The organism is Streptomyces sp. NPDC031265 (genome assembly GCF_055570295.1).
The window spans coordinates 7,943-22,195 of sequence record NZ_JBVIHM010000020.1 but is presented as its reverse complement, the minus strand read 5'-3'; the positions used below and the strand labels follow the sequence as shown (position 1 = coordinate 22,195).

The 14,253-nt window shown below is 73.7% G+C and carries 9 protein-coding genes; 8 read left to right on the top strand and 1 reads right to left on the bottom strand.

The features are described from left to right. The first annotated feature begins 303 nt into the window (after nucleotides 1-303). From ACZ499_RS26665 to ACZ499_RS26655, 3 genes are all read left to right on the top strand, one after another. A complete protein-coding gene (locus tag ACZ499_RS26665; protein WP_468678592.1) occupies nucleotides 304-723 on the top strand; it encodes an RICIN domain-containing protein in 420 nt (139 codons plus the stop codon). A gap of 205 nt (nucleotides 724-928) precedes the next feature. Continuing rightward, nucleotides 929-4,723 (top strand): nSTAND1 domain-containing NTPase, encoded by a 3,795-nt coding sequence (locus ACZ499_RS26660; protein ID WP_468678590.1) that lies wholly within the window; start codon nucleotides 929-931, stop codon nucleotides 4,721-4,723. Nucleotides 4,724-4,962: 239 nt separating this feature from the next. Continuing rightward, a complete protein-coding gene (locus ACZ499_RS26655; RefSeq protein WP_468678588.1) occupies nucleotides 4,963-5,346 on the top strand; it encodes a hypothetical protein in 384 nt (127 codons plus the stop codon). Nucleotides 5,347-5,514: 168 nt separating this feature from the next. Here ACZ499_RS26655 and ACZ499_RS26650 read toward each other — a convergent pair whose 3' ends face one another. After that, complete coding sequence (locus ACZ499_RS26650; RefSeq protein WP_468678586.1) at nucleotides 5,515-6,459, bottom strand: GlxA family transcriptional regulator; 945 nt, start codon at nucleotides 6,457-6,459, stop codon at nucleotides 5,515-5,517. Between the two features lie 304 nt (nucleotides 6,460-6,763). Here ACZ499_RS26650 and ACZ499_RS26645 point away from each other — a divergent pair, with 304 nt between their 5' ends. From ACZ499_RS26645 to ACZ499_RS26625, 5 genes are read left to right on the top strand one after another with little or no spacing between them, the layout of a single operon-like run. Beyond that, nucleotides 6,764-8,035 carry a phenylacetate--CoA ligase family protein gene (locus ACZ499_RS26645; RefSeq protein WP_468678584.1) on the top strand — a complete coding sequence of 424 codons (1,272 nt, stop codon included), beginning with the start codon at nucleotides 6,764-6,766 and terminating at the stop codon, nucleotides 8,033-8,035. Next, nucleotides 8,032-9,336, top strand: a complete 1,305-nt coding sequence (locus tag ACZ499_RS26640) for an MFS transporter (protein ID WP_468678582.1) — start codon at nucleotides 8,032-8,034, stop codon at nucleotides 9,334-9,336. The genes ACZ499_RS26645 and ACZ499_RS26640 overlap by 4 nt, the downstream gene beginning before the upstream one ends. Then, nucleotides 9,333-10,469: a GNAT family N-acetyltransferase gene (locus ACZ499_RS26635; RefSeq protein WP_468678580.1), complete on the top strand. Its 1,137-nt coding sequence runs from the start codon at nucleotides 9,333-9,335 to the stop codon at nucleotides 10,467-10,469. The genes ACZ499_RS26640 and ACZ499_RS26635 overlap by 4 nt, the downstream gene beginning before the upstream one ends. Then, the gene (locus ACZ499_RS26630; protein WP_468402271.1) at nucleotides 10,466-11,614 is read left to right on the top strand and encodes a LuxE/PaaK family acyltransferase; all 1,149 of its coding nucleotides are present in this window, start codon (nucleotides 10,466-10,468) and stop codon (nucleotides 11,612-11,614) included. The genes ACZ499_RS26635 and ACZ499_RS26630 overlap by 4 nt, the downstream gene beginning before the upstream one ends. After that, nucleotides 11,611-14,136: an acyl-CoA reductase gene (locus tag ACZ499_RS26625; protein ID WP_468678578.1), complete on the top strand. Its 2,526-nt coding sequence runs from the start codon at nucleotides 11,611-11,613 to the stop codon at nucleotides 14,134-14,136. Before ACZ499_RS26630 ends, ACZ499_RS26625 begins: the two co-directional genes overlap by 4 nt. Nucleotides 14,137-14,253: the final 117 nt, after the last annotated feature.

Genomic DNA, 14,253 nt, shown 5'->3' with positions numbered 1-14,253 from the left:
AACGCCCGCACCGGAGCCCCGCCACGTGGGCACGCCCGTCGGGGAAAAGGGCCGGTCAGGCCGGGCGCCGGTTCGGGTCATTTCCCGGGTGACCGAAAAGCTATTCAGGAATGCACTGTTCGCTGCAAGGGGATTCGGTCACGCCGGCTTGCGGGATTCATGTGTTTCTGGCCAAAGGGGGATTGCGCGTATCACGCCGAAGAACTCTCCCATGCGCTGCGCGAGTTGTTGGGAGTTGACTGACTGTCAGCTTGGGTGATCCTCAATCGAGAGGGGAATCATGCTATCTGGAGAAGGGCCGCCGTGGCCCTTGCCACGCTGGGCGCCCTGTTCCTGGCGGCGCCGACGGCGGGTGCCGTGTCCCCCGCGCCGGACCATGCGCGTACCGGCGTGGCGAAGGCGAAGGACGCCGTCCGGGCGGCGCCGGACCCCAAGCTCGACCTCACGGCGGCGGAGACGTTCATCCACCTCGTGAACAACGGGTCGGGGCAGTGTCTGGCCGTCCCCGGCGGCAGCCGGCGGAACGGCGTCCAGGTCATCCAGTGGCAGTGCGGAACCCGGTACGACCACTTCTGGAGGTTCGATTCCACCGGTGGCGGCACCTACCGCTTCGTGAACCACAACAGTGGCCAGTGCCTGGCGGTGGAAGGCGGAAGCCATAACGCCGGTGCGAAAGCCATCCAATGGCCGTGCGGAACCCGGCCCGACCACTACTGGCGGTAAGGAGTAATCTGCGAGAAAACGACGATGCCCTCCGGCGGCCGGGCGAAACGACCCGGCCGCCGGTCGGTCGCCCCGTGGTCCATCGGTTTCGCGGCGGACGTTTTCCCCTTTCGAATTTCGCATTCCGTACGGCCGCGAAGTCCGCTCCCGGCACTCCTCGCGCTTTCGAGGCTTACGTCCCGTCGGTCACGGAAAGGTACGGATCGTGCCGACGAACGACGAGATGGCCAGTGAGTTCGCAGCCGAGCTACGGCGGCTGAGGAGCCTGCGCGGGATGTCCCTCACCGAGCTCGCCCGCTCGGTCCACTACAGCAAGGGCTACCTCAGCAAGATCGAGAACGGCGGGAAGCCCCCGACGCTCGACGTCGCCCGGCGCTGCGACGCCGTCCTCGACGCGGGCGGGGGCCTGACCCGGCTCGTACCGAAGACACCCGCCGCCGTCGGCATCCCCCCGGCCCGCTCCGGCGAGGCCGATCCGGACGGGGCGCGGTGCCCCTACCGAGGACTCGCCGCCTACGGGCCGCAGGACGCCGAGTGGTTCTTCGGCAGGGACGGCGCCACGGCGGAGCTGGTGGGCCGGCTCGCCGAGCGTGTGGGCCACGGTCCGCTGGCCGTGGTCGCGCCCTCGGGCGCGGGGAAGTCCTCACTGCTCCAGGCCGGGCTGCTGCCCGCACTGCGGCGCGGCGCGCTCCCGGTCGCCGGGTCCGCCGCGTGGCCCGCCCTGGTGTGCACCCCGACCGCGCGCCCGCTCAAGGAACTGGTGCGCTGCACCGCGGACCTGCTCGGCCGCGCGGGCGACGGCCTCACCCCCGAGGCGCTGGCCGAACGGCCGCGCGCCCTGCTGGACGCGGCCCGTGACGCCCATGGACACCCCGGACTCGTGCTCGTGGTCGACCAGTTCGAGGAGGTCTTCACCCTCTGCGCCGACGAGCGCGAACGCCGCGCCTTCGTCGCCGTCCTGCACACACTGGCGACGGGCGCCGAGCCGCCGCCCGGGGCGCGGGCCCCGGCGGGAGCCGCGGTTCCGGCCGAAGCGGCCGTAGTCCTGGGCGTGCGCGCCGACTTCTTCGGGCACTGCCTCGAACACCCGGAACTGGCCGAGGCGTTCACGCACGGCCTGTTCGCGCTCGCGCCGATGTCCGGCGCCGAGCTGCGCGCCGCCATCGCCGGCCCCACCGAGCGGGCCGGTCTCGCCCTGGAGCCGGGCCTGGCCGAGCTGCTGCTGCGGGACCTGCGCTCCGGCCCCGCCGCCTCCCCGGGGTCGCTGCCGCTGCTCGGCCACGCCCTGCTCGCGACCTGGCAGCAGCGCTCGGGCCGCACACTGACGGTCGCGGGGTACGAGACGACCGGCGGCATCCACGGAGCGGTGGCCCGCACCGCCGAGTCCGTGTTCACCCGCCTCGATCCGGCCGAGCAGCGGATGGCGCGCCACCTGCTCGTACGCCTGGTGCAGGTCGGCGAAGGCTCCGCCGCCCAGACCCGCAGACCGCTAGAACGCGCCCTGATTCCCGGCCAGTCGGCGGATCCGCCGGCCACCGCCCGCGCCCTCGACGCGTTCGTGCGGGCGCGGCTGGTCACGGCGGGCGCCCAGACCGTGGAGATCACCCACGAAGCGCTGCTGCACGCCTGGCCCCGGCTGCACGGCTGGATCGAGAGCGACCGCGCCGCCCTCGTGCAGCGCCAGCAGCTCGCGGACACCGCTGTCGAGTGGGCGCGCGCGGCGCACGACCCCGGGCTGCTGTACCGGGGCGCGCGGCTCGACGCGGTCCGCGACTGGGACCGGCGGCCCGGGAGCGGGGACCGGCTGGGCCCGCGGGAAGCCGCGTTCGTGGCGGCCTGCCTCGCCGAGGAGGAGCGCGGCCGACGGGCGGCGCGCCGCCACGTCCGGGTCCGCCGCGCCCTGCTCGGCGCGCTCGCCGCCCTGCTGGCCGTCGCCGTCGCAACGGGCACCGTGGCCTTCCGCCAGCGCTCCGACGCGTACCGGCAGCGCCGCATCGCCCAGTCGCAGGCCATGGCGGTACGGTCGGAGGCGCTCGCCGAAGGGCGGCCGGAGGCGTCCATGCTGCTGGCGGCCGCCGCCTATCGGTCGGCCTCCACCCCCGAGTCGCGCGGGGCCCTGCTCAGCACCCAGGCCCAGTACTTCGACGGGCGACTGACGGGTCATCAGGGAGCCGTCAACGGCGTGGCGTTCAGCCCCGACGGGGGTCTGCTCGCCTCGGCCGGATCGGACGCCACGGTACGGATCTGGGACACCGTCCACCACCGTGAGGCGGCCACGCTCACCGGATACGACGGCCCCGTCACGGCCGTGGCCTTCGCGCCCGACGGCCACCGGCTGGCGACCGCCGGCACGGACGGGTCCGTACGCCTGTGGGAGATGCCCTCGCATCGGATGACCGCGATCCTGACCGGCCACCGGGGAGCCGTACGGTCGGTCGCCTTCGCCCCCGACGGGCGCGGCCTCGTCTCGGGCGGCCTCGATCGCACGGTACGGCTGTGGAGCGTGCCGGACGGCACCCCGCGCGGAGTGCTCACCGGCCACGACGACGCGGTGATGGCGGTCGCCTACGCCCCCGACGGCCGGACCGTCGCCTCGGCGGGCGCCGACCGTACGGTACGGCTGTGGGACGCGGCCGACGGGCGTACGGAGGCCGTGCTCACCGGCCACACCGACCAGGTGCTCGGACTGGCCTTCGCCCCGGACGGCCGCACCCTGGCGTCCGGCAGCGCCGACCGCACCGTACGTCTGTGGGACACCGCCGACGGCGCGGCGCGCGCGGTCCTCACCGGACACGGCGACGATGTGAACGCCGTGGTCTTCAGCCGCAGCGGGGACACCCTCGCCAGCGCCGGCGGCGACGGCACGGTCCGGCTGTGGGACCCGGTGAAACGCCGCCTCGCGGCGGTGCTCCCGGGCCACACCGACTACGTGCTGTCCATCGCGGCGGGCCCCGAGGGGCGCCTCGCGACCGGCGGGTTCGACCAGTCGGTGGTGCTGTGGAACCCGGGCGGTCCGGCGCTGGTCGCACGGCCGTTCACCGAGGAGTGGCAGTCGGCCTTCTCACCGGACGGCCGTCTGCTGGCCGCCGCGGCGGCGGACCACACGGTCCGGCTGTGGGACGTGGCCCGCCGCCGCCCGCTCCCGCCGCTCACCGGGCACGACGGTTCGGTGTTCGCCGTCGCCTTCTCGCCCGACGGCCGGCTGCTGGCCTCCGCGGGCGCCGACCGCACGGTCCGGCTCTGGGACGTGGCCCGGAGCCGGCTCCTCACCACGCTGACCGGACATGCCGGTTCGGTGTTCGCCGTCGCGTTCTCCCCGGACGGGCGCACGCTGGCGTCCGGGAGCGCCGACCGCACGGTCCGGCTGTGGCGCGCGGCCGACGGCGCTCGGCGAGCGGTCCTGAGCGGCCATACGGACTTCGTCAACGCGGTCGCCTTCAGCCCGGACGGGCGCACCCTCGCCACCGGCAGCGACGACCTGACGGTCCGTCTGTGGGATCCGGCCGGGCACGCGGTGCGCACGGTCCTGCGCGGCCACACCGGCTCGGTGCGCGGCGTGGCGTACTCGCCCGACGGCCGCACCCTGGCCAGCGGCGGCAACGACGGGACGCTCCGCCTCTGGGACACCCGGAGCGCCGCCCCGCTCCGCTCGCTCACCGGGCACAGCGGTTCGGTGCGCGCGGTGGCCTTCAGCCCGGACGGCGCGGTGCTCGCCAGCAGCGGCAGCGACCGGACCGTACGACTGTGGCAGCCCGCTTCGGGACACCTCGTCGCCGCCCTGAGCGGACACGCCGGTGCCGTGTGGGGCGTGGTGTTCGCTCCCGGACGGCCGGGGACGCTGGCCAGCAGCAGCAATGACGGGACGGTCCGGCTGTGGTCGACGGACCTGCGGGCGCGCGACGCCGAGGTCTGCCGACTGCTTGGCGACACGGGCCCCCGCCGCTGGGACCGGCTGCTGCCGGGGTTGCCGTACGTGCGTGTCTGTGGGCCAACAGCCTGACGCCGGGTCAGGCAGCTCTGGAACCGGTGCTGTTTCCCTGGGTGTTTCCCGTTTCACGTCCGGACGGGCGACGCCCGCCTCCTCGACAGCGGCCCAGGGCGGCGGCCAGGCTCGAACCCGTCCCGACCAGCGGCGAAGGCACCCCCACCTCTCGCGAGAGCCGATCCCCGAGCCGCGGGACGCGTAAGGCACGTAAGACGCGCAGGACTCGTACGACGCGAACAAGGAGCACGCACACCATGAACGCACGCGACAAGCTCGCCCTGATGGCGTCCGCCACCATTCTGGCGGCCGGACTCACCACCGCCGTCCCCGCCGTGGCCGCCGCCCCGGCCAAGCCCGCCAAGCCGGCCGCCGAGTGCGGGGTGCGCTCGGACGGCCGGCTGCACTGCGGCAACAAGGCGGGCGCGAAGGGCTATGCGGACCGCTCGTACCGCTCGGCGACCCGCGGCACGCTGGTCGGCACCTTCAGCTGGTTCCAGTGCTGGGGCCACGGCGACCCGCACCAGGGCCAGAACGACATCTGGTACTGGACGCAGCTCGACAACGGCGCCTGGGGCAATGTGCCCGCCGTGGACGTGAGCACGGGCCAGGACCCGGCCCCCGGTCTGCGGGAGTGCTGACCACCTGTCATACGTGACGCCGTAACCGCCCGCCGGACGCCTCTCCGGCGGGCGGTTACGGCGTGATGCCGCTGCCGCGCCGGCTGTTCCCGCGCATCGACCCGGCGCGGCTCGGCTCGCCCGGGAGTCGGACATGCTCTTCGCCCCGGCGACTCTCCGCGCGCTGGATCACACCCCCTGGAAGTTGCGCCGATACGCGTGCGGGCTGGTGCCGATGAGGCGTTTGAAGCGGTCCCGGAACGCGGTGGGGGAGCCGAAGCCGACCTGGAGGGCGATGCGGTCGACGGGGTGGTCGGTGGTCTCCAGGAGGTGTTGGGCCTGGCGGATCCGGGCCCGGTGCAGCCATTGCAGCGGGGAGGTGCCGGTCTGCTCGCGGAAGCGCCTGTGGAGGGTGCGGGCGCTCGTCCCGGCGCGCGCGGCGAGATCGTCCAGGGTGAGGTCGTCGCCGGCGTTCTCCTCCATCCAGCGCAGCAGCGGTTCCATCGTCGAGCCGCGCGGGGCGGGCGGACGCTCGGTGACGATGAACTGGGCCTGCCCGCCCTCGCGTTCCAGCGGCATCACGGACAGCCGCGCCGCGTCGGCCGCCACCGCCGAGCCCAGATCGCGGCGGACCATGTGCAGGCACAGGTCGAGCCCGGCGGCGGCGCCCGCCGAGGTGAGCAGCTGCCCGTTGTCGACGTAGAGCACGGCCGGGTCGACGTCGACGGCGGGATGGCGTTCGGCGAGCAGCGCGGCGGCTGCCCAGTGGGTGGTGGCGCGGTGGCCATCGAGCAGTCCGGTGGCGGCGAGGACGAAGGCGCCCGTGCAGATGGAGGCGATCCGGGTGCCGCGGGCGGCGGCCTGGCGCAGGGCGTCGAGGACGTCGTCCGGGACGGGTCCGGCGGGGTCGGCGCAGCCCGGCAGGACGATGGTGTCCGCCTCGGCCAGCGCGTCGAGGCGCCAGGGGGCCCGCAGGGTGAACGACCCGGCGTCGACCTCCTCGACGGGCGCGCACACCCGGACGCGGTAGGCGGGGCGGCCGTCCGGCAGCCGGGTGCGCTGGAACACCTCGATCGGCGTGGACAGGTCGAAGGGGATGACTCCGTCGAGGGCGAGGACGGCCACGGTGTGCATGCCTCAACCTTAGAAGAGCGCCCAGATCCGGGTCGGCCGCCTTCGATCGGAACGTCATGGGCCGACGCGCCCCGCAAAAATCATTGTTTTCGGCCACTAAGACCGGTGGATGTGCGGCCAACTTTGCGATTCGCGCTCCGATGTTCCATCATCGTGACCGCGCGTCAGTTCTTGGCGCGCCCTCAAGGAGTCAGGGGCACGGGGAACCCCCTGTACACCGACCGATCCCGCAGGCGGCGAAGCACTTGGCCTCGCCATGCCGCGGTGATTCCCGCCCTGTTCCGTACACCTAGGCAAAGGCCGCATGTCCGCCCAGCAGCTTTCGGACCTCATCCGGTTCGCCCGTCACAACTCGCCCTTCTACCAGGACCTTTACGCGTCCCTTCCGCCGGACGCCGACCGCCTCACCGACCTGCCGGTCGTGGACCAGGAGAAGTTCTGGGCGGCCAACACCCTCGACGACAACCGCGTCCTGACCGGCCCCCTCAGTGAGGCGACCGTCTACAAGACCGGCGGCACCACCGGGGCGCCCAAGTTCTCCGTCTACACCCGCGACGAGTGGCGCACCTTCGTGACCGCCTTCGGCCAGGGCCTGGTGGACACCGGGCTGCGCCCGGGCCACCGCGTCGCGGACCTCTTCTACGCGGGCGAGCTCTACGCCAGCTTCCTCTTCATCCTCGACTCGCTCGCCCACGCCCCCGTCGACAACGTACGGCTGCCCATCGGCGGCGCCGCGCCGCTTGAGTCGACGGTCCCGACCCTGCGCGACTTCGCGGCGCAGGTCGTGGCGGGCACCTCCACCACGCTGTGCCGCCTCGCCGAGCACATCCTGGCGGCGGGCCTGCGGCTCGACGCGGTGGAGCTGGTCCTCTTCGGCGGCGAGGCCCTCTTCGCCGACCAGCGGCGGCTGCTGGCCGCCACGTTCCCCAACGCGGCGATCCGTTCGGTCGGTTACGCCAGCGTCGACGCGGGGCTGCTCGGCCGCCCCGTGCCCGGCCCCGACACCCGGGTGCACCGCGCCTTCACCCCGCACTCCATCGTCGAGATCCTCGACGACACCACGGGGGAGCCCATCACCGAGCCCGGACGGCCCGGCAGGGTCGTGGTGACCAGCCTGTTCCGCCGTCTGATGCCCGTCATCCGCTATCCCGCGGGCGACCGCGCCGAGTGGAGCGACACCGAGCTCGGCCACTTCCGTATCCTCGGCCGCGCCGAGGAGGGCGTCCGGGTGGGACCGGTCTCCCTGTACTCGCAGGACGCGCAGGACGCCGTCGCCGAGGCGGACACCGAGGGCCGCATCGTCGGCATGCAGCTGGTCGTGCGCCGCTGGGAGGGCCGCGACGGGCTGGTGCTGCGGCTCGCCACGGCCCCGGGCGACGACGACCCGGCCGCCCTCGAACTGCTCGCCAAGGCCGTCGTCACCGAGCTGGAGAGCGCCCGGCCGCTGTATCCGGACAGTGTGAGCACCGGATTCGTGCACCCGCTCTCCGTCGAGTGGGCGCGCCACCGCGACCTCGCCGTCAACCCGCGCTCGGGCAAGCTCGTCCGCGTCCTGGACGAGAGGCCGACCGCATGAGCGCCCCCCTCGTGGAGGAGGGCCGCCGCCGGCCGCTCGTCCTGCGCAACCGCGCCTTCGGCGCCGTGTGGCTGAGCCAGGTCCTGACCCAGGCCGCGGTCCGCATGTTCCAAGTCGGCGTCTCCTGGTGGCTGGTGGCCTACGCGGTCGACGGCGGCCGGGGCCTGGCCTCCGGCCTCTTCATGGCCGTCAGCACCCTGCCCGCCGTGGCCCTCGCCCCGGTGGTGGCCCGCGTCGTCGCCCGCACCGCCCACCGCTCCGTGCTGCGCACGGCCGCCGCGGTGGCCGGGGCCGTCGCCGTCGCCCTGGCCCTCTGGGCGTGGACGAGCGGTCTGCCGCTGCCCGCCGTCTATGCCGCGACTCTCGCCCTGGCCACCTGCCAGGCCTTCTTCGACCCCTGTCTGACCACCTCGGTGCCCGAACTCGTCGACGACGAGGACATCGAGACAGCCACCGGCTTCGAGCTGTCCACCCAGTCCCTGGCCGGTCTCGGCGGGGCGCTGCTCGGCGCCGTGACCGTCGACCGTGCGGGCGTGGCCGGGCTCGGCGCGGGCTGCGGGGCCGCCTACCTCGCCGCGGCGCTGCTCGTCGCGGGCGTCCGCTTCCGTACCGCCGCACCCGGCGCCGACGGCGAAGCCGACGCGACGGCCGCGCCCGAGCGGCGCACGCTCCGCGGCATCCTCGGCGGACTCCCGTACGTACGGCGGATCCTGATCTGCTTCACCGCGGCCAACCTCTTCACCACCGCCGTCTTCGTCGTCATCCCGCTCTACACCCGGACCGTCCTCGGCGACGGCGGCTCCACCGTGGCCCTCCTGGAGGCGTCCCTGGGGTGCGGCACGCTCATCGGCTCGTTCACCGGCGCCCGGGTGCCGGGGCGGCCCACCGTCACCGGCGCCTACTGCCTGGCGCTGATGGCGTTCGCCCTCGCGCTGCCGGGCCTCGTCGCGGGGCGACTGGTCTTCGCGGGGTGCCTGGTCGTGGCCGGCTGGAGCGTGGGGGTGATCGGGGTCCGCTTCGTGGCCCTGTTCCAGCGGCTGGTGCCCGCCGCCGACAAGCCCGGCTTCTTCGCGGTGATGCAGGCGGTCCTGGGCGCCTCCTTCCCGGTGGCCTCGCTGCTGTTCGGCCTGGCGGGGGACCACCTCTCGGCGCAGACGCTGTGCCTGGTGCAGGCCGCCGGTCTGCTGCCGGCCGCCGCTGCCCTGGCCCTGCTGGGCTCCCGTAACTCGCGGGAAAGCGGGGCGAGTCCGGCCGGACCCGTCGCCGACCGTACCCCCGAGCCCGTCGGAGGCGAGCGATGAGCGCCCGTGTCGCACCGGCCACCGGCGCCGACATCGCCGAGCTGCGCCAGCTCTACTACGCCGTCTACGGGCCCCACTACCCGGCCGGGCTCGGCACCGACCCGGCCGAGATGGCCCGGCTCATCCAGGACCCCGACTCCCTGTGGCTGGTGGCCCGCTGCCCGGACACCGGCGCCCTGGCCGCGTCGGCCGCCATCCACGGCGAGCCGGGCAGCCGGATCGGCCGCCTCGAAGGCCTCGCCGTGCACCCCGACCACCGCTCCGGCGGTCTGGCCGCCACACTCACCGAGGCGCTGTGCGCCGGGATGCTGGACAGCGGGCGCCTGGACTCGGTGTACGCGACGGTCCGTACGGTCAGCGCCGGACCCCAGCGCGTCGTCGCCCGCAACGGCTTCCGCCCGTTGGGCGTCCTGCCCAACGCCGTGGATCTGAGCAGCCGCGAGAGCCTCGCACTCTACGCGCGTCACTCGGCCGGTGTGCTGGAGCGCCGCGTGCCGGTGACCGAGGTGCCCGCCCCGCTGCTGCCGCTCCTGAAGGCCGTGGAGAGCTGTCTGGGCGTCAGCTACGGGGACGTCCGCGCCACCGGCCCGCTCCCGGCGGCCGGGCGCGGGCCCGTCGAGCGCCTTGAGATGATCGAGGCGCCCGCCTTCGTGCGCCGCCGCTTCCGCGAGCGCTTCCCCGGCACCGCCGGCTGGTTCTACCCGCTGCACACGCCCAACGTGCTGCTCACCCCCGACGACGGCCGGTTCGAGGTCTACGCGTACTTCAACCGCACCGGCGGCTACTGCTCGCTCCTGACCGCCCACCCCGACCCCGCTGCTGCCGCCGCCCACCTCGAACCCGTCACCCGGACCCTGACCCGGGCCGGGGCGGGCTATGTGGAGGCGCTGGTGCCGCTCGCACACCACCAGGCGCTCTCGGCGTTCCTGGCCCAGGGGTTCGTCGCGGGCGCGCTCTACCCGGCGATGCGCGCGGACGGCGACGGCTTCCACGACTACGTCGTGCTCTCGCGCACCACCGAGCAGATCGACTTCCGCGGCGTCGTCGTCGAGCCGCCCCTCCAGCCCTATCTGGACTGTTACCTGTCGGCCTGGGCGTCGACCTACCTGCCCACACTAGAGGTTGCCTCATGAACCCCCATCTCGCCCCGGTCGGCGTCCCCGACCCCGCCCTCCTGCCCCATGTGCAGGAACTGTGCGACCTGACCGACCCGTACGCCTGCGGGCCCGCCGAGGACGAGCTGTTCGCCGCGGCCATGGCGGAGACCAACGCCTGGCACGCCGAACGCTCCCCGTTCTTCCGCTCGCTGTACGAGGCGGCGCCGCCCGCGCAGCCGTACCGGGCCCCGCTGGTGCACGCCAACTTCTTCAAGCGCCACGAAGTGCTGTCCATCCCGCGCGAGGACGTCGACCTGCACCTGACCTCCTCCGGCACCACCGGCCAGAAGTCGCAGATGTTCTTCGACCGCTGGACCATCCGCTCCGCCCAGCGCATGGTCGCCCGCATCTTCGAGCGCAACGGCTGGATCACCCCCGACCAGGAGGTCAACTACCTCCTCTACAGCTACGAACCGGCCCCCGCCCTCAACCTCGGCACCGCCTTCACCGACAACTACCTCTGCGACTTCGCCCCGGCCCGCACCGTCGAGTACGCGCTGCGCAACACCGGCAACGGCCACGAGTTCGACCCGTTCGGCTGCGTCGCCGCGCTGCGCCGCTTCGAGAACGACGGCGCCCCGGTCCGCATCCTCGGCTTCCCCGCCTTCCTCTACTTCACCCTGGAGCGGATGCGCGCCATGGGGCTGCCGCCCCTGCGCCTGCCCGAAGGCTCCCTGGTCGTCCTGGGCGGCGGCTGGAAGGGGCACGCCGACCGGCGCATCGGCAAGGACGAGCTGTACGCCCGCGTCACCGAGCAGCTCGGCATCCCCGGCGACCGCATCCGCGACACCTTCGGCTCCGTTGAGCACTGCATCCCGTACATCGAGTGTGACCACCACCGGCTGCACGCCCCCGTCTGGTCCCGCGTCGCCATCCTCTCCACCAGCACCCTGGAGCCCCTGCCGTACGGCGAGACCGGTTACCTGCACCTCGTCTCCCCGTACATCACCTCCGTACCGGCGCAGAGCGTCGTCATGGGCGACCTCGCCTCGCTGCACCCCGGCGACGAGTGCGCGTGCGAGCTGGGCACCGACTGGTTCACCGTCCACGGACGCGCCGGAGTGAGCCGCAACAAGAGCTGCGCGGTGGCCGCCGCCGAACTGATGAAGGGCATGTCGTGACCGTGCAGACCATGGACCGGGCGGACCAACACCACTACTGGCAGGGCGCGTTCATCGGGGACGAGGAGGCCGGGCGGCGCCTCGCCGCGCTGCCCGCCGCCGTCGAGGAGGCGCTCGCGAGCCCGCTGGAGACCGAGACGGTCCTTGCCGCCTGCGACGCGCTCGCCACGGCCCTGCGCGATGGGCGGAACCCGGTACGGAACCGGCTCGCGGGGCATCTGCCCGAGGGCGAGGACCCCGCCGTCCTCGGCGAGCTGGGCACCTACCTCAGCCGGACCGAGCTCACCCGCAAGCTGCGCCGCGAACTCGGCGGTACCGCCCCGGGACGGCTGAACCGGCCCGACGCCCGCGAGACGGTGTACGAGGCCTGGGCGCCGGTCGGCCTGGTCGCCCATATCGCGCCGGGCAACGCGGCCACCGTCGCCCCGCTCAGCATCGTCGAGGGCCTGCTCGCCGGGAACGTCAACATCCTCAAGACCAGCAGCGCCGACACCCTGCTCACCCAGCACCTGCTGGCCGAGCTCGCCGCGCTCGACACCACCGGCGCCCTCGCCGCCCGCGTCATCGTGCTGCGCTTCTCCTCCTCCCGCAAGGAGTGGCTGGAGCTGATGTGCGCGCCCGCCGACGCGGTCGCCGTCTGGGGCGGCGAGAGCGCCGTGGAAGGGGTCGCCGCCCACGTGCCCCCCGGCTGCCGCCTGGTGGAGTGGGGACACCGCATCTCCTTCGCCTACCTCACCCGCGACGCCTGGCACGAGCCCTCGACGCTGGAGGCGCTGGCGGCCGACGTGTGCCTGTACGAGCAGCAGGCCTGCTCCAGCCCCCAGGTGGTCTACCTCGACACCGAGGACGAGCAGGACGTCTTCGCCTTCGCCGAGCGCTTCGCGGACGTACTGGCAGCCCGGCCCGCCGCCGTGCCCGGCCCCGACGGCGGCCCCGGCATCGCCGAGCAGGCCGAGCTGACCACCACCGAGCTCGTCGCCCGCCTTGAGGAACACCTCGGTCTGACCCGGGTGTTCGCCGCCCCCGACGGCTCCTGGCGGGTCATGGCCGACACCCGGTCCGCCCTCACCGCCTCGCCGCTGCACCGCAGTGTGTGGGTCAAGCCGCTGCCGCGCAAGAAGCTGATCGGCGCCCTGCGCCCCATGCGCCGGTACCTGCAGACCGCGGGCATCGCGGCGAGTCCGACCGACACCGCCGAACTCTCCCGCGCCGCCTTCGCCGCGGGCGTCACCCGCGTCACGCCCGTCGGCGCCATGCTCAGCGGCTACTCGGGCGAGCCGCACGACGGCGTGTACGCGCTCCAGCGCTACAGCCGCCGCGTCGCGGTCCAGGCCGACGCCCGGTTCGCCACCACCGCCTGTCTGGACGACCTGGCCCGGCCGGTCGTCCTGCCGCCGCCCAGCGGCCCGCTGACCGGCAAGGAGGAGGTCCAGGAGTTCAACCGCCATGTCGCCAGGGCCGACGCCGAGCTGTACTTCCGCAGCGGCGGCAGCACCGGCGCCCCGGCGCTCTCCCTGTTCAGCTACGACGACTACGACACCCAGATGCACGCCGCCGCCCGCGGTCTGCTCGCAGCGGGCTACGACCCGATGGGCGACCGCACCGCCAACCTCTTCTACTGCGGCGGTATGTACGGCAGCTTCATCAGCTTCTTCTCCATCCTGGAGCGCCTCGGCGGCGTCCAACTGCCGCTCTCGGCCGGCCCCGACCACCGGGCCACGGCCCAGGCGCTGATCGACCACAAGGCGGACACCCTCTTCGGTATGCCCTCCTACCTGTGGCAACTGCTGCACGAGGAGGCGGACGCGCTGCGCGAGTACGGCGGCATACGCAAGGTGTTCTACGGCGGCGAGCACTTCACCGACGCACAGCAGCGCACCCTGCGGGACGCCTTCGGCATCGAGGTCGTCCGGTCCATCACGTACGGCAGCACCGACCTGGGCCCGCTCGGCTACCAGTGCGCCGAGAGCACCGGCGGCGTGCACCACCTCCACGCCGATCTGCACACCATGGAGATACTCGACCTCGCCGCCGACCGGCCGGTGGCGCCGGGCGAGACGGGCCGTCTGGTCTTCACCACGCACGCCCGGCGCGGCCAGCACCTCGGGCGTTACGTGATCGGCGACCTCGGCCGCGCGGTCGACGGCCGATGCCCCTGCGGCAGCCATGCACCCCGCTTCGAGCTGCGCGGCAGGACCGGGGACGTGATGCGGGTGGCCACGTACTTCCTCAACCACCGCCGCTTCGCGGCCATCGCGCAGGAACGGACCGGCTACAGCGGCGAACTCCAGACCGTCCTCGCCCGGCAGGACGCCCGCGAACGGCTCACCGTCCGCGTGGAACGCTCCGGCGTGCTGGACACCGAGCTGCTGCGCGAGGCGTTCCTGGCCGACTACCCCGAGCTGCGCTCGGCCGTGACCGAGCGGCTCCTCGACCTCACGGTCGAGGCGGTGGACGGCGCGTCCCTGGACCGCAGCCCCACCAGCGGCAAACTGCGCTCGGTGGTGGACCTGCGCGTGTAGGTCTTCGCCTGTCGGGGGGGGGGGGACGGGGGGGGGGGGAGGGGGGGCCCGGGAAGGGCCCGGGGGGGCTCCAGACAGTCTCCCCCCCCGACGTCGGGTGGGGGTATAAGAAACAAT

Bases quoted from the DNA above. Each gene is read 5' to 3' on its own strand.
- ACZ499_RS26655 (WP_468678588.1), top strand. From the start codon at position 4,963: ATGAACGCACGCGACAAGCTCGCCCTGATGGCGTCCGCCACCATTCTG.
- ACZ499_RS26650 (WP_468678586.1), bottom strand. From the start codon at position 6,459: ATGCACACCGTGGCCGTCCTCGCCCTCGACGGAGTCATCCCCTTCGAC.
- ACZ499_RS26645 (WP_468678584.1), top strand. From the start codon at position 6,764: ATGTCCGCCCAGCAGCTTTCGGACCTCATCCGGTTCGCCCGTCACAAC.
- ACZ499_RS26640 (WP_468678582.1), top strand. From the start codon at position 8,032: ATGAGCGCCCCCCTCGTGGAGGAGGGCCGCCGCCGGCCGCTCGTCCTG.
- ACZ499_RS26635 (WP_468678580.1), top strand. From the start codon at position 9,333: ATGAGCGCCCGTGTCGCACCGGCCACCGGCGCCGACATCGCCGAGCTG.
- ACZ499_RS26630 (WP_468402271.1), top strand. From the start codon at position 10,466: ATGAACCCCCATCTCGCCCCGGTCGGCGTCCCCGACCCCGCCCTCCTG.